Origin of the sequence: Thermus thermophilus, assembly GCF_019974155.1 — a bacterium.
In the GTDB taxonomy this organism is placed as follows: domain Bacteria; phylum Deinococcota; class Deinococci; order Deinococcales; family Thermaceae; genus Thermus; species Thermus thermophilus_C.
In genome coordinates, this window is the sequence record NZ_AP025158.1 from 903,660 (window position 1) to 918,749 (window position 15,090).

Annotated in this window: 12 protein-coding genes, 1 pseudogene and 1 CRISPR repeat array; of the genes and pseudogenes, 1 reads left to right on the forward strand and 12 read right to left on the reverse strand. The window is 62.4% G+C overall.

Annotated features, from left to right (window positions below):
- Nucleotides 1-7: 7 nt before the first annotated feature.
- From TthTMY_RS04910 to cmr1, 10 genes are all read right to left on the reverse strand, one after another.
- Nucleotides 8-802: a carbohydrate deacetylase gene (locus TthTMY_RS04910; protein WP_096410482.1), complete on the reverse strand. Its 795-nt coding sequence runs from the start codon at nt 800-802 to the stop codon at nt 8-10.
- A gap of 825 nt (nt 803-1,627) precedes the next feature.
- Nucleotides 1,628-1,786, reverse strand: coding sequence for a hypothetical protein (locus tag TthTMY_RS04915; RefSeq protein WP_223903491.1), 159 nt, complete (start codon nt 1,784-1,786; stop codon nt 1,628-1,630).
- An 82-nt stretch (nt 1,787-1,868) separates the two neighbouring features.
- Nucleotides 1,869-2,804, reverse strand: a complete 936-nt coding sequence (locus tag TthTMY_RS04920) for a hypothetical protein (protein WP_096410483.1) — start codon at nt 2,802-2,804, stop codon at nt 1,869-1,871.
- The gene (locus TthTMY_RS04925) at nt 2,801-3,169 is read right to left on the reverse strand and encodes a hypothetical protein (RefSeq protein WP_223903492.1); all 369 of its coding nucleotides are present in this window, start codon (nt 3,167-3,169) and stop codon (nt 2,801-2,803) included. The genes TthTMY_RS04920 and TthTMY_RS04925 overlap by 4 nt, the downstream gene beginning before the upstream one ends.
- Complete coding sequence (locus tag TthTMY_RS04930; protein WP_223903493.1) at nt 3,169-3,588, reverse strand: RAMP superfamily CRISPR-associated protein; 420 nt, start codon at nt 3,586-3,588, stop codon at nt 3,169-3,171. The genes TthTMY_RS04925 and TthTMY_RS04930 overlap by 1 nt, the downstream gene beginning before the upstream one ends.
- A gap of 21 nt (nt 3,589-3,609) precedes the next feature.
- Nucleotides 3,610-4,455, reverse strand: coding sequence for a transposase (locus TthTMY_RS04935; protein WP_096410485.1), 846 nt, complete (start codon nt 4,453-4,455; stop codon nt 3,610-3,612).
- Between the two features lie 16 nt (nt 4,456-4,471).
- Nucleotides 4,472-5,128 (reverse strand): RAMP superfamily CRISPR-associated protein, encoded by a 657-nt coding sequence (locus TthTMY_RS04940; RefSeq protein WP_096410486.1) that lies wholly within the window; start codon nt 5,126-5,128, stop codon nt 4,472-4,474.
- A 13-nt stretch (nt 5,129-5,141) separates the two neighbouring features.
- The gene (locus TthTMY_RS04945; RefSeq protein WP_223903494.1) at nt 5,142-8,120 is read right to left on the reverse strand and encodes a hypothetical protein; all 2,979 of its coding nucleotides are present in this window, start codon (nt 8,118-8,120) and stop codon (nt 5,142-5,144) included.
- Nucleotides 8,117-9,022, reverse strand: a complete 906-nt coding sequence (locus tag TthTMY_RS04950; RefSeq protein ID WP_096410488.1) for an RAMP superfamily CRISPR-associated protein — start codon at nt 9,020-9,022, stop codon at nt 8,117-8,119. The genes TthTMY_RS04945 and TthTMY_RS04950 overlap by 4 nt, the downstream gene beginning before the upstream one ends.
- An 11-nt stretch (nt 9,023-9,033) precedes the next feature.
- Complete coding sequence (gene cmr1, locus TthTMY_RS04955) at nt 9,034-10,023, reverse strand: type III-B CRISPR module RAMP protein Cmr1 (protein WP_096410489.1); 990 nt, start codon at nt 10,021-10,023, stop codon at nt 9,034-9,036.
- A 112-nt stretch (nt 10,024-10,135) separates the two neighbouring features.
- Nucleotides 10,136-12,254: direct repeats of the CRISPR family, unit length 30 nt; unit sequence GTTTCAAACCCTCATAGGTACGGTCAAAAC.
- Nucleotides 12,255-12,461: 207 nt separating this feature from the next.
- Between cmr1 and TthTMY_RS04960 the strand changes: the two are divergent.
- A pseudogene (locus TthTMY_RS04960) lies at nt 12,462-13,554 on the forward strand (IS4 family transposase).
- A 65-nt stretch (nt 13,555-13,619) separates the two neighbouring features.
- Here the strand turns inward: TthTMY_RS04960 and cas1b are convergent.
- Together cas1b and cas4 are read right to left on the reverse strand one after the other, a co-directional pair.
- Nucleotides 13,620-14,603: a type I-B CRISPR-associated endonuclease Cas1b gene (gene cas1b, locus TthTMY_RS04965; RefSeq protein ID WP_096410491.1), complete on the reverse strand. Its 984-nt coding sequence runs from the start codon at nt 14,601-14,603 to the stop codon at nt 13,620-13,622.
- A complete protein-coding gene (cas4, locus tag TthTMY_RS04970; RefSeq protein WP_229365150.1) occupies nt 14,596-15,081 on the reverse strand; it encodes a CRISPR-associated protein Cas4 in 486 nt (161 codons plus the stop codon). Before cas4 ends, cas1b begins: the two co-directional genes overlap by 8 nt.
- Between the last annotated feature and the right edge of the window lie 9 nt (nt 15,082-15,090).

The following is a 15,090-nucleotide window of genomic DNA, read 5'->3' on the forward strand; positions in this document are numbered from 1 at the left end:
CGCCTCCTTAAAAAAGGACCTCCCGCACCGCGCGCCAGGTGAGGGGGTGGAACTCGGCGAGGACCCGGCGCACCTCGGGGTGGGAGAGGGCGAAGTAGTCCGCTTCCCGCGTCGGCCAGTCGGGGAGGGCCCGGCCCTCGGGGGTGGGCAGGGCGCTGTGGTGGACCAGGTAGTAGAGGCCCGGGGGGAGGTGGGCGAGGCCCAGGTAGAAGCCGAGCCGCTCCTCCGGGGGGAGGCCGTAGGGGTCAAGGAAGCGCACCCGGGGGAAAGGGGCCGTGTAGAGGAGGCGCTCCAGCTCGGAGAGGAACAGAGGGGGGACGCCGAGGCCCTCGAGGCTTTCGGGGACGAGGGGCACGAGCCGGTAGGCCTGGGCCAGGCGCAGGTAGACCTCGGCGAGGTCGGGCCTTAGGACCGCTCCCTGGTGGGTGTCCAGGTGGGTGGGGGAGAAGAGCCTCCTCGCCGCCTCGATCTGGGCGCAAAGCTCCCGCTCCACCTCCTCGGCGCGGGCCTTGCGCCAGAGGGCCTCGAGGCTTTCCGGGAAGTAGCCCGCCTCGTCCCTGAGGCTTTCCCCCTCGGTGAGGGGGCGCATCCTGGGGGCGGGCCACTCGCTGGTGAGCACCAGGTGCACCCCTAAGTCCTCCCCCTTGACCCCGCTCGCCCAGGCCCCCGGGACCATCACGCTCCCCGTGGGGAGGCCCAGGGCCTGGTAGGCGCCGTTTTGCGCGTGGCTTAGGCCCAGGTCGTCGTGGTGGAGGATGAGGACCCGCCGCCCTCCGAGTCCGAGCCGCTCCAAAAGGTCCACGGAAAACCTCCTTTCCCCGCCTGGCTTCCATTCTAGCCTAAGCGGCTGCACGTTGATTTCGCAACACGGGTCGCCCGAAATAAGGCTTGGGAAGGTCCTTTTGGGGCCCCCACCGCGGCGAAAGCCGCGGTGGGGTACTTAGGTTCCCCCTCTCCCTCGTGGCGGCTCCGTAGCGGAGCCCCGCTCTAGAGGGCTTCACGTCCTTCCCGAGGGCGGAGAAAGCTTTTCCTGCCCGCCGTCGGGGGTCCTTAGGGAGTAGACCCTCCTTCCAGAAAGTGGTCCAGGAGCGCCGCCGTTTCCCGGGTGATGGGCGCTTCCAGAAGCCGCCGGGCAAGGCCCGGCGGCACCCGGGGCCCGAAGAGATGGGGAAACGCCGCCCCGCTCTCCAGAAGCCCCCCAGGCGGGCAAGGGGCATGGGGGGCTCCACCTTCAACGTCCGCGCCCCCACCCTTAAGAGGCGAAACTTCGCCCATCCAAGCTCCGGGGCCTCCCGTGGGGCGCACAGGTGGACTTCTCCCTCTCCCCAGGGAAGGACGAGGGGCGTTCCTCCAGGGCAGGGGTTGTGGGGGTTCCGGAAGGGGTTCGCCTCCAGGAGGGCGGCGAAGAGGAGTTCGGGAAGCTTTAAGGAGACCCCCTCGGGCAGAAGCCCGAAGGCGAACCCCTCCCTCTCCAGGTCGTAGGCCAGGACGGGAAGGCGCCCCCTAAAGGGCTTCCCCGCAAGCACGCCCCGCTCCTCCCGGGCGGGGAGGAAGCGGAAAAGGAGCCCCAGCCTGGCCCAGAAGGGGAGAGGGGGCCAGGGGGTGGAGGAAAGGCGGGAGGCCTCGCTCAGGAAAAAACGAGCCAAAGGACGGCCAGGTCGCTCCAGCGAAACACCACCTTGCCGAGGTTCAGAAGGGCCGCGGCGAAGAGGAGCAGGGGGACCACCAGGGTCTGCCTTCCCTCTTTGTTCCGCAAGACCAGGCGAAGTTTGCGCCGAGCGCGCACGCCTTTATTCTAGGCCGGTTCCGGACCGATGGGGCAAGCTTTTTGGGACCAGCTCAAAAGTCGCGTGTTGGGGCCGCCCCGATCAGGCCGGTTCCCAGAACCCGTCCTCACGGATGCGCCAGCGTAGCTCTGGCGGGATCGTGCCCGGTGTCCAGGCCAGGCCCCGGCTCTTGAGGCCTCCTCTGCCGGGTGCGTTGTCCCACACCGCAACGCACTCCCGGGAACCTTTGAATTCGCCTTGATCACCGCCCGCGAACCCGTGGGCCAAGAGGAGTCCGGGCCTGTCTACAACAGGGTCGTTTTGGTTGGGGTCTACTTGGACATCCCATAGGGAAGCTTTTGCTTCTTGGCTCCGGTGCACGAGTTCTATCCTGCCGAGGCCGTAGCGGAGTTCCCCGCCCACGAAGACCTCGAGCCCCTTTTCCTCAAGCAGGTACTTCTTTGCCTCCTCCTCCACAGGAGTAGCCTCCCGGTTGGCCTGGGCCTCGAGGCCCCCGGGGGAGGCTGAGCCCTTAGAGGAGTCCGGCAGGTAGAGAACATAACCCACCAGGAACACCTCCCGGGGCTCTTCCCCGGCGAACCAGGGGTGGATGACCTCCACCTCCCTAAGGGTGCCGTCGGAGGCGGTATCGCTTCCCGGGTCTATGGCCGTGCTGGTGCGGGTGGAGAGGAGCTTCATCCGGAAGCGGCGGTCCGGGATAGAATCCTCTCTACCCTCGCGTTGCCAAACCAGGCCCTGGCCTTCCTTGTAGCGGGGTAGCCAGGCAAACCACTTGTCCCCTTCCCGCTCGGCAGGGAAGAGGTAGGTGAGGCGGAACCGGGAGTCCAGGGCTTGGGTGGCCTTCTGGTACGCGGAAGGACCTACGCCCAACTTGCCGGCGAGCGCGTTGATCAGCGCTCCCCGGAGGGTATAGGCGGGCACGTAGAGCCGGGTGCGGTTGAGGGAACCCGCGGGCGCGGTCCCCAGATGCAAGGGCGAGCGAAGCCGCCACACCCAGCGGTAGAGCTCCCACTTCATGCGGCGCCCTCGTCTCTAGCTTTCACGTGGTATCGGGCGTAGGCTAAGGCCGTGCGCAGGAGGTCGCGGGCGAAGAGGAGCTTGTCCAGATCCTCCGAAAGCTTCTTTACCGCCTCCAGGATGTCACGGGTCTCCTGGAGCTCTTTCGCGAACACGTCCTTCAAGAAGGCCAAGGACTTTTCTGCCATTGGGCCCGCCACCTTTTCTTGCCTCGCCTTGAGGTAAAGGAACATGGCGTACGGCCCCTGTTCCTCCAAGACGGCGAGGGCTGCGTTGAGCACTTTCTCTTCTATAGGCTTGCCCCGTTGGTCCCGGACCGAGGCCAGCTGTCGCCCCAACTCGGCACACCGGATGTCCAGGTTCATCATGGCTGGCCACCCCCTCCTTGGCCTGCGGGTGAACCGTTGCAGGGCGGAACGGGTCGGCCCTCGTACACCACCTTAACCCGCCCCATACCACGGGTGCCCATGCCGCCGATGCCCAGGTGCTCCAGGTAGGGGTGGGCTTTCTGGGCTACCTCGTGAACCCCTTGCGGGTCAGAGACCGCCGTAATCTTTTGCCCGCTAATCTGGAAGTGGGCAGGGTTCTTGGCGATGATCTCCCACACCAGCACCGTGCCCCGCGGCAGGGCCTCATAGGAGAACAGCGCCCCCTCCTCTGCCGCCCCGGTTTCCGGGTTGATGGAGACGGAGGTGCGCACCTCCAGGTTGCTGTTGACGATGTGGGAGAAGAGACTGTCGGGCACGAGGGCAAGGCGGGATTGGATGTATTCCGGAACGCACAACTCATGCCTTCGTGTGCTACCTCATAGCTCCACCCCGGCCATCCTGAGAAGCACCCGGCTACGTATGAGGTTGTGAACGAGCAGGATGAGATTCACCCGGGCCACCAGCCCCCAGTAGGACCGCGCTTCTATCCGATGAAGCCCCAAAGACCGCACCATCACGCTAAACCGCGTCTCAATCCAGTTCCGTACCCTCCCCATCCACTCTTTCCATCCCGTCTCCACCACCGTTCCTCCCCTGACCCGATAGGGTGGCGTCTTGACCCCCTGGACCCAGCGAAAGCCCCGGTCCCCCAAGACCGCGGGCAGACCGTCCAGCAGGTCCCTCCCCCAGGTCTCCCGGGCATTCCCGGGGAGGATAGCCCAACGAAAAAAGAGGCCGCGCTCGTTCATCACCGGCATGAGAACGTAGCCCGCGAAAGCCCCCAGGGGGCCCACCCCCACAGCGGCCTCAGGAAGGTCCAAGCCGTGAATCCGGTGGCCGTGGGCCAGGGGGATGGGTTTGAGGTCCACCACCTGCAGAAGACCTTGCCCTCCGGAGAGCCTTATGGCCAGGTGAGCCAACAACCCCTGAGCCTTCTGAAGGACCCGGTAGAAGCGGGAGAGGTGGGGGAGGGAGGGGAAGTAGGCCTTGAGGGTGGTCTTGGCGGCCAGGTAGCCTTTGGCGAGGTCCTGGCCTTGCAACAGGACGAAGATGGCGAGGGTCAAGAGCTCGGCCAGGGTGGCCTTCTGGTGCTTTTGCTTTGGGGGGAGCTTGAATCCTTGGGCCTGCAGGGCTTTCAGTTCGTCATCTACCCAGACGTAGATAGCCACGAGAAGGGTCTCTGCGTCAAGATGGTAAAGGGGGTGCTCACGATCTTGCCGCATGGCACCCCCTCTTTTTTCACACCCCGGGGGTCCAGATCAAGTAGCACACGAAGGCATGAAGTTTCTGCTTTATTTCCCCCATATCTCTTTTTTCCACCGGCAACAGGAGCCACCCCAGATTCAGCTGGTTATCGGAGCCTTTCTGGAGATAGACCTTGTTGCCGTCCACACCCTGGATGTCCGGGTAGATGGGCCGAAGCGCCATGGGCCCCGTCACCCACATGGGCCCCTGCCGGGTGGGGACGGGGAAGAGGAGCACATGGGCATCGGTGAAGGCGGCCAGACCGGCGAAGCCGCCCTCCTGGCCCGCGCCGCGGGCGAAGCCGAAGACAGTGCATACCGGGCAATCGGGCCGGCCGCAGTGACCGCGTCGGTACTTTTTCTCTTCTTCCGTTCTGGCCTGGTTTTCTTTAGGTTGCCCCAGGCCAGCACAATTTGGGTAAATCGGCCATTCTTTACCGTCAACCTGGCGATTGGGGGTCCTTTCGTGTTCCGCCATCGCCACGTAGGTCCGGTACACCCCCGCCAGGCTGGAGCCGGGGATCTTGGGCACCTGGGTGGCCGGGTCGCGCACGATGGTCAGGTCCACCCGGCCGATGCGGGCACCACCGGCGCCCACGTGGATGGGATCCAGGGCAAGGCCGATCTGGACAAATTTTGCGTAACTTGTCATGGCTGCGCCTCCTTTACAGGCTCTCTTTCAATGCGGTCATATGCCAATCCAGCGCCCATTGCAGCACGCCGTCTACGGCAGCCGCAGTAAGCGCCTCAAACGCAGCGCCGTGCACGCCCAAATGGTGCGCCAGGACGCTGCGCAGGGTTTCCTCCCATAGCTCCGGCGAGGCCTCCAGGCGGCCATCGGCCGATCGCCAATCCTTTTCCAGCCGGGCCAGTTCGCTTCGCAGGCGCTGGAGCGCGGTCTGGCTGGGGGCTACCCGTTGGAGGAGCCTCCACACCTCCCGCATGGCGGTCCAGTCTTCCAGGTAGCGTGGAGGAGTGACGTCAAAGCGGGCGGCGGCGCTTTCCATGAAGAGGGTCTTCACCCGAGCGGGGAAGACCTTGAAACCATCCCCTGGCCGCAGATCGGTCACGTGGCGGTAGACTTGCCCGTTGGGGTGTTGGAAGTCTTTGGGGAAACGGGGCTTCGGGTCCTCCACGGCAACGTAAGGATAAAAGACGTCCGGACGGCCGTCAGGGAGGTCTACCGGGACCATCCGGAGGGTTTCACGGCCGTCCTTGCGCTGCAGGCGCAAGGCGACGGCCCCACCAGCGCGCTCTACCTCCCGAACCTGCCAGGTTTCCCCGCCCTCCGCGAGAGCATCCTCCACGTTGCGGGCCGCTTCCACCACCGCTTGGTAGGGCACAAGGAGCGGGAAGCCGATCACCCCTACGCGGAGGGGGAGGCGGTCCCACACGCGGGCGAAACGCTCCTTCCACCAGGCGAAAGCCAGGTCCACGCACCCTGACGCCGCCTCCAGGGGCACCAGCACCCGGAAGCGCAGGGGAGAAACCTCCAAGGGAATCACGGGATGGTAAACCCCCAGGTGCCCGTAAGACTGCGGCCGGTTAATGACCCTATCCACGGTCATATTCCGGTGCTGGCTAGGTGTATCTTCGTCTTCCAGCGAGATGTTGGCATTCTGAAAGACGTCCATCCCCTCCTCCGCCCGCAGAAGCCTCGCCAGGTTAGAGGCGGTTACGAATCCTCCTAAACTCCCCACGTAGAGCAGGCTGATCGGCTGTCCTCGCCAGTGGCCGTTGTAGAGGGTGAGGTCAGACCAGCCGCTTGGATCCTGGGGCTTCAGCACCAGGCGGCGTATCCGCCAAGGGTTTTCGTTGCGGGAGGCCAGCTGACGGAACTCTCTCAGAAGGTCACGGAAGAACTCCTCCGCCTCCCGCCAGAAGCGGTAGACCCGGCCGGGGGAGGGGAGCTTGCGGAAGAGCTGATGGGTTAGCCAGACGGCGCGTTGGTCGTCGTTCAGAGTCCCCCAAGAAGGCGCGTCCGCGCGGTCTTCAACAACCTTTTGGAAAAAAGACTGCCAGTCCTTTTCGTGTCGGTAGCTCTCTTGCAAGTTCTTTAACACTGGGTCCTTCGGGTCAAAAGAAGCAAGTTTACCTTTCACATAGGTCGTCAAGCTTCCATAAGGCCGTTGCGGATCTACTGGATTAGGGGTGCCATCAAGCCAAGGATTGAACCGCACCCATTCTGGAATCGCCTGTGCCCGCAGGCTGTCCACCCGTTCGCCGCTGAGCCAGTCTTCCAGGTCCAGCGAGAAGGTGAGGAGGGCCAGGCGGCTGTTGCGGTCGGCCACCTCCTCAAACCAGACGGTGTCGTTGCCCATTTTGCCCTGGAGCCAGGCGTCGCGACGGTGATGGCGGCGCTCCCGGCAGACGGCGCAGGGCTTGCCCTTGTTGGTGGGGTCGCCGTTGAGCCGCACCCCACAGACCGGACACACGTGGCCACGGGCTTCAGAAGGCATTAGCCAGCGGATATTCCACGGCTTGTGGACGGGGATGGCCACCGTGCTCCTCGCTCTCTTCCACTCCCGCACCATGGGCACCAAGGAGCGGGTAGGATGGCTCAGGCGCACATGGGGTGGGGTTTCCAGGTCAAGATCAAGGGCGATTTTGTCCGCCTGTTCTTGTAGCCACTGCTCCCATCCATTCAGCCAGCTAGCCTGCACTGCCTCATCAAACCGTTCACCGGGGAAGGAGAAAACGACCACTGCGCCGTCCCGGTAAAGCAAGGAGCCTACGGCCAGGTCTACCTCCACCAGTTCGGCTATCCTGGAGAAGAATTCCATGATCGCGCCCTGGGCGCCCGTCCAGTCGCCGATCTTCACCGAGCGGGCCTCGTAGTGCTCGGTGCCGATGGCCACGGTGAGCAGACGCCAGCGGGTCTTTTGTTTGATGTCGTCGTCTGGCCAGGGGAAGCTACTGTTTAGTAGTGCCCCAGCCACCGCGCTCTTGAACAGGGCCGCGGCCACGTAGGACTGGTCCCAAAGGGTCACGTCGTTGTTGGGCAACCGCGTCTCGGCCAGGGTGGAAAGAAAAGCCCGGCGGATGAAAGACCCTTCGCCGATGGCGCTCTCCCGCCAGCGCCGCCAGAGGGCCACATCTTGGACATTTTGCGTGCCCAGGTCGCGCAGTTCCTCCAGCACCCGGCGGATTTCGCCCACCAGCCGGCGCCAGCCCTGCGGCGAGAGGATCTCCGGCGGGTCGGCCAGCAGGTTGCGCTTGGGATACCCCCAGGGAGAGGAGAGCCACATGTGAGGGGCATATTGCTTGAGGTATTCGGACGTGGAACCTGGCAGATTCTTTTCCACGCCGGAGACGATGCCGTGCCCGGCCTGGAGGAGCCCTAACAGGCCGGGGTCTTGCCCCGCGTGTTTTTCGGTAAAGTCGGCAAACGTGTTCGGCCAGGCCTTAGAAATGCTGGCGCTGTAATACCGCCGTACCCAATCCAGCAGATCATCCCAGGGGAAAGGAGGCGTTTCCTGCTTGTGCCATTGGCGCTCCTGGTAGTCGTTGCCCTCGCCCCCCTGGCGGCGCAGGAATTCGGCCCGGGCCTTGCCGGCCATGTGGAACCAGCCGATGGCCTCCACGGCCAGGAGCAGGGGCCGGTATTGGCGCAAAGTTTCGGCCGGAGAGAAGGTAGTGCTCATGGCGTACCTCCTGCGGAAAGCCAGGCTTGCACTTCTCGCTCAAGGTCGGCGCGGTTGTCCTTCTCCACGGTGCCTTCCGTCTTGTGAAACGCGCGCCACTTCAGGATTTTTGCCGTTCCCCAACCCACCGTGCGCTTAGCGGAGATGCCGTAGGTGGTGAGCAAGGCCTCAACGGCCTCAAACAGTTTCGGTAAGACTTCCTCGGCTTTCACCGCGGGCTTCATTCCCGGCCAAGGCGCGTAGAGGAGCGAGAGCGTGCCCTGTGCTCCAGGCGGCACCACTTCGTAGTAAATAGGCTGGGTGCCGGCGCGGCGCTCCCGGCTGTGGGGGTTGATGACCTCAAAGCCGATCTTGTTGAACCAAGTGGGGTAGAAGACCAGCGCGCCTCGGCTGAACTCCTCACCTTCACCCTTTTCGTTTCCGAAGAGATGCCATTCCCAGGCTTTGGCTTGCTTGAGTTTTCCTTCGTCGGTTTCTTGTTCCGGTCCGACCAATTTTTTTGTGCACATTCGGAAGGCCCAGCGCAGCATCCCTTTCCAGGACGAGGCGGCCATGAAAGGCACCCCGAAGACCCGGTCCTTGCACACCGGGTTGTCCAGCAGGTGAAAGACGCGGTCGTCCTTGGAGTACCAGGGGGTGAGGAGTTCAAAGTCTACCTGAAGGGCAACCCAGGTGGAGGAGGGGAGAGATGAGAAATCGGGTGCATTTTCTGAAATTATTTCAGGTAACCTGATATCACCATTTGCACCTTCCATATAGCGGCGACGCGCACTTTCTTTATCCCCCTGGAAGAAACGCACCGATACCTCATCCACAAAGCCGCCCGAAAGTCCCTCGGGGCGCGCCAGGGTTTCTTGCTCGCCAGGGTTATCAGATAGAGCAACAAAATAATCCCACGTCATACATTCCCCTCCTATTGGAATAGTTGCTTTATAATTTGCCTGCCTTTTAGAAACTCCCTATCTGGATCAAATGAGGCCCACGCTGGATCCGGTTGCCTGCCGTTCCCATCACCGTCTCTCAGAATGCGTAATTTCTCAACAATTTGTGAAAACTCCTCTTCGTCCTGCACAAAACCGAATGTCCTCGGAGGTTCTTTGAAGCTAAAGACTTTCTTGCTCTCCGGCTCAATACCTAATTGCCGATTAGGGCGTCTTCCAGCCAGCCAGGAATCACCCTGTGAGGATTGGTTTTTAGGTTCCGGACGACCAATAACAAAATTGAAAGAGCTGGTATCAGTATCTTGCCTCGCCAGATACCGCCCCTTCACACACCAGAAGTTTTGCAGCGAAGCCCATGAAAAAGCGCTATCACTGAAATTCTTGCGCCACCGTGCATCGCGCACATATTCTGCAATTGCTCGACTACAACCAACCCCTTCCGGACGCTGCTCAATGGTTACAAGGCCAAAGTCTTTGTGATGCAAGACGTTCTCGCGTCCTGGCTCATCCGACGGCTTGAACACCGTCTTTCCGCCGATAGCGCCGTAATCCGCGATCAGGCGCAGGGTGGCATCCAGCAGGCACCACTCCTCCGGGGCGATGGGCCGCAGGGGGATGAAGCGCAAGACGAAGGTCTGACCTGCCCGGATCTGGTTCTGGATGACCTGGCCCTTGTCGTCCAGAACCATCAGCCGGAACTTGCGTGCCCATCCGGTGCAACCAAAGAGCTCGCAAACTACGCAGTGGTGGCCACCTTCGTGCGGTTTTTTGTTATCACCCGGGCAACGTACGTTTTCGGCTGTAGGGTCGCACGCTTTTCCCCCCAATCCGCGCACCAGGACCTCAAACCACCAGCGCAGGGAGCCCATGAGCCCCGTGGGTGTAAGGCGGTCTCCCTTTCGTTCCCTGTCTCCCGTCCATATGTCCGTTAGGGCTTTGAGCTTCCACTCCTTGGGCTCCATAAACTCTTTGCGACCCTCCCTAAGAAGAACTGCGGCGATAGGATGGTTTTGCCGGAAGTGTAGCCTGAAGTCTCCCTTTACGCAAGCCCCCCTCCGCAAAAGGACCAGAGGAGTTTCGAACCCTCATAGGTACGGTCAAAACTAGGAGCCGCACGGCGTAAACCCCGGGTACGGCTTGGGGTTTCAAACCCTCATAGGTACGGTCAAAACTGGGAGCGGCGGCGTAGGCGGGCAGTATGGCGGCGGACTTGTTTCAAACCCTCATAGGTACGGTCAAAACTCCGGGGCGGTGGTGTAGTTGGCCCTTTGAGGTCGCTTGGTTTCAAACCCTCATAGGTACGGTCAAAACAAACGCCCCGCTCAGCGCCCTGAGCGCCTGCTCGGCCTGTTTCAAACCCTCATAGGTACGGTCAAAACCTTTAGTCAGCTCCGCACCACCCTGGACCCGCTTCTGTTTCAAACCCTCATAGGTACGGTCAAAACAGGAAAGAATTGCACGGTGGCTGAACGAGCGGAACGTGTTTCAAACCCTCATAGGTACGGTCAAAACTTCCCGGCGCAGGTCCTCGGAGGTACCGAGCGCGTCAAACGTTTCAAACCCTCATAGGTACGGTCAAAACGCCCCGAGTTCCAGGCGTACGGCGGCAGGCAGAAAAGTTTCAAACCCTCATAGGTACGGTCAAAACGGTACATCTCTTGGGCTCAAAGGGTGGTAAAGCGCCGTTTCAAACCCTCATAGGTACGGTCAAAACATGGCCCTGCCGGAGCTTCGGCGGGCCATTAGGGAGGTGTTTCAAACCCTCATAGGTACGGTCAAAACTTTTCGAGGGGGGAGAAATGAAGTTGAGAGACTATGTTTCAAACCCTCATAGGTACGGTCAAAACCCGCAAGTACGTGGTGAGCGGGCTGCAGGTGAGCCCGGGGTTTCAAACCCTCATAGGTACGGTCAAAACTCTCACCCCCTTTCAACCTCATACGACTGCCATTATAGGTTTCAAACCCTCATAGGTACGGTCAAAACATTTCCCGGGCATGGAGCGTATGCAGGGCTGTTCGCCTGGTTTCAAACCCTCATAGGTACGGTCAAAACCCGCCCCGCACAAAGGGCTCAAGGATGAGGGAGAAGAAGTTTCAAACCCTCATAGGTACGGTCAAAACCCTCCCGGGCTAACAGCGTACGGGGTGGGCCACCCCGTGTTTCAAACCCTCATAGGTACGGTCAAAACCCCGGCTCGGCATACGCCGTTCCGAGGCTCTAGGTTTCAAACCCTCATAGGTACGGTCAAAACCAGGGAAGCGCAGACGAAGTTAGCCCAGACGAACCAAGTTTCAAACCCTCATAGGTACGGTCAAAACCACGGGTTAGGGCGCGGCCGCAAAACTCCCGGAGTATGTTTCAAACCCTCATAGGTACGGTCAAAACCGCCCACCTGTGGCTTGGGGGTCCAGATGGACCAGAAAGTTTCAAACCCTCATAGGTACGGTCAAAACGCGTGCGGGACCTGAGCGAGCTGGACGTCCCTTGGGAGTTTCAAACCCTCATAGGTACGGTCAAAACCTTCCCCCTCCACGAGCCCCACCAAACGACAGGCCTCAGGTTTCAAACCCTCATAGGTACGGTCAAAACCCCGATGGCCTCCTCCAGGGTGTAGGGGCCTTCCCGCGTTTCAAACCCTCATAGGTACGGTCAAAACTGAGAGGGGGGTAGACCTCCTTCACCTCCTCGCGTTTCAAACCCTCATAGGTACGGTCAAAACACAACTGGAGGGCGGTGGTTATTACCGATGAAGAGGGGTTTCAAACCCTCATAGGTACGGTCAAAACGCGTGTATGGCGTCCCCAGCGTGGCGGTGGCAATCAGGGGTTTCAAACCCTCATAGGTACGGTCAAAACGGGCGAGGCGCATCCTCGTCCCTGAGGGCGGGTTTTAGTTTCAAACCCTCATAGGTACGGTCAAAACCGGGGCGTATGTGGCCGACAACCCCTCGGAGGAGGCCATGTTTCAAACCCTCATAGGTACGGTCAAAACCAAAAAATCGGGGGGATCACGTTCCATTTTCTGTCCAGGTTTCAAACCCTCATAGGTACGGTCAAAACTCGCCCGGGCCCACTCCTCCTCCGTCCGCCTGAGGAGGTTTCAAACCCTCATAGGTACGGTCAAAACGCCACCGCGTGCGGGTAGCCCTGCGCTTGGAGACGGGTTTCAAACCCTCATAGGTACGGTCAAAACAGCCAAAGCCTCGTCCTGCACGCCAGGCTCTCATAGAGCTTTAATCTTCGTTTTCAAGAACCTCTGCGGCCGAGATGGGGAAGACCCAGCCGCCTAGGGTCAATGTAGCAGGTCGGGGGGTGTGCGTCAACCCCCCCGGGTTCTGAGCTCTCATCACTTTGAGGGCTGGGGCTTGACAAGGGAAGAGAAGAGGGGGGTAAGTAAGGTGTGCCGCCCACCACCCCCCTTTCCCAAGTTATCACCCTCTGGGTCCATAAGGTCTTCGCCTCCCTCAGGAAAACCATCCGCTCCAACCTCGCCCTCTTCCTGTCCACCCTCCTCACTACCCCCCTGGACCCCACCCTCTCCGACCTCGCCCGCAGAACCCCCCTCCCCACCCTGGCCCAAAGCCGCCTCAATCGCCTCTGGCGCTTCCTCCATCACCCCACCCTGCAAGACCCCTGGGCCCTCACCGAAGCCCTCCTCCCCCTCCTCGTCCCTCGTTTCCCCAAAGACCGCCCCCCCCCTCATCGTGGACTGGACCTTCACAGAGGACGGTAGGCACCAAGCCCTGGTGGCCGCCCTTCCCCTCAAGGGAAGGGCCCTGGTGGTGGCCTTCGCTCTTCACCCCCTCTCCCCTTTCCCCAGTCAAAACCGGGTGGAGGAGGAGTTCCTCCACCGCCTGGGCCGCGCCGTCCAGGACCTGGGATATACCCCCTCTTCCTCCTGGACCGCGGCTTTGACCGGGTCTCCCTGATGCGAAAGCTCCAGGGGTGGGGCATGGGCTTCCTCATCCGCCTGCGGCAGAACCGGGAGGTGGAACCCCAAGGGGGAAGCGCCTTCCCCTGAAGGAGGGCTACCAGCGTGTGGTCCACCCCCTGCGGGAGGAGGTCCGCCTTTTCGGACACGGTGGGGAGGGGGTAGAAGTCACCCTCCTGGTGTACCCAGGGGGTCGGGATCCCTGGTATCTGGCCTATTCGGGCCCTTTTGGGGGGAGCCGCCCTATGGGTGGCGGATGTGGATTGAAGAGGGGTTTAGGGACCTGAAGGGGCAGGGGTTTGGGCTGGACCGCCATCGGCTGCGGACGGGGGCGAGCCTCAGGGGGTGGTTATGGCTTCTGGCCTTGGGGATGGCGCTCTTGGTCCTTCTGGGGGCGCGCTTGCAGGGCAGGGAATGGCTTCCCCGGCTTCTGGCCCATCCCGAGCGGCAAAGCCTCTTCCGTCTGGGCCGGATCGCCCTGGCCCAGGGGCCCCCGCCTTGGAGGGAAGCAGTGGTGGAGGAGCTGGTCAGGTTGCTTCAGGAACTGGGGGGAGGAAAGTGATGAGAGCTCAGCCCCGGGTTTTGGGGGGGATTGGGGGTTGGCGCCAACTTGGACTTGGTCAAAGTTCAGCGCAGGCGGTAGGGGGTGTAGGGCTGTTCCCCAATCAGGTGCTTTTCCAGCTTGTAGAGCTCCAGGCGCAAGGTGGTCCTGTAGGAGACGGCCCGCCTCAAGGCGCGGTGCTGGTAGGTGGTCTGGAGGGTCTTCTCCCACTCCTCCACTACAAGCCTCCTTCCCGCCTCGGAGAGGAAGACCCCTTCCCCCTCTCGGAGGAAGTGCCCCGGCTTCACCTGCCCCCTGCGCACGAGGCGGAAGACCAACCGGTCGGCGAGGACGGGCCTGAACACCTCGGCCACGTCCAGGTTGAGGGAGTGGCGACGGTAGTTGGCCTCGTGCAGGAAGCCGATGCGGGGGTCCAGGTGGGTCTGGTAGATCTGCGCCAGGATGGCCGTGTAGAGGAGGGAGTTGGCGAAGCTCAGCAGGGCGTTGATGGGGTCCCTGGGCGGCCTTCGGGAGCGCTCCAGGGCCCAAGCCTCTCCCAGGAGGGCCTCCCAGGTTCGGTAGTAGGCCTCCCGGGCCCTGCCCTCCAGGGCCATGAGTTCTCCCACGCTTTGGGCCTCTCCTACCTTGGCCAAAAGCTCCTCCAGGAGTTCCAGGGTGGCCTCGAGGCCCTCCCCCCGGGCCTCCTCCCTGCGCAGGAGGCGGAGGACGTTCCCCAGGCCCCCCTCCACGAAGCGGCGGGCCAGGTCCAGCCTCTTCCCGCCGTCCAGGTAGTGCTCCGCCTGGCGCAGGGTGAGGTAGCCGCTCAAGAGGTGCTCCCGGGGGTAGAAGGAGCCCACGTAGTAGCCGAAGCGGTTGAAGAAGTGGAGGAGGATCCCTTTTTGCGCGACGAACTCCAGGAAGCGCTTGTTCAGGTCCACCTCGCCGAAGAGGTAGAGCTCGGACACCTGTTCCACCGGGAGGTGGCGCTTGCGCTCTTCCGTTTCCAGGACGATGGTGTTGGCCCGGCGTCCCAGGCGCCCCGAGGAGAACACGTACACCGGCTTAGCCATCTTTCTCCTCCACGAAGCAGAACTCAAAGTAGGCGCACCCCGAGCAGGCGGGGATCCGTTTGGGCGGAGGGGGCAGGGGGCGTTGCAAAAGCTCCTTGAGGGCCCGCTCCGCCTCCTGCACCCTGGCCCTGAGCTCCGGGGTGAGGGCCACCCGCTCCGCCCGGCGCTCCTCCGGGTAGCGAAGCTCCCCCTGGGCCCGGAGGCCCAAGGCCTCGAGGCGGAGGAGGTAGTAGCCGAGCTGGAGCAGGTGGGCTTCCCGCTGGCCGGAGCGGCGCTTCACCTCGGCCACCACCCACGCGTCCTTTCCCTTGGTCAGGAGGTCCAGGCGCATCCCCGGGAGGGCCACCTCCTTGCGGGCCTCCCGGTAGGCGGTCTCCTGGAGGAGCCTGCCCAAGGCGAGGAGCTCGTGATCGGGAAAGGGGCTTAGGGCGTGCCCCATGAGCCAGGCCTCCCGGGGGCAGACCCCGTAGTAGCCCACGAGGGTGGC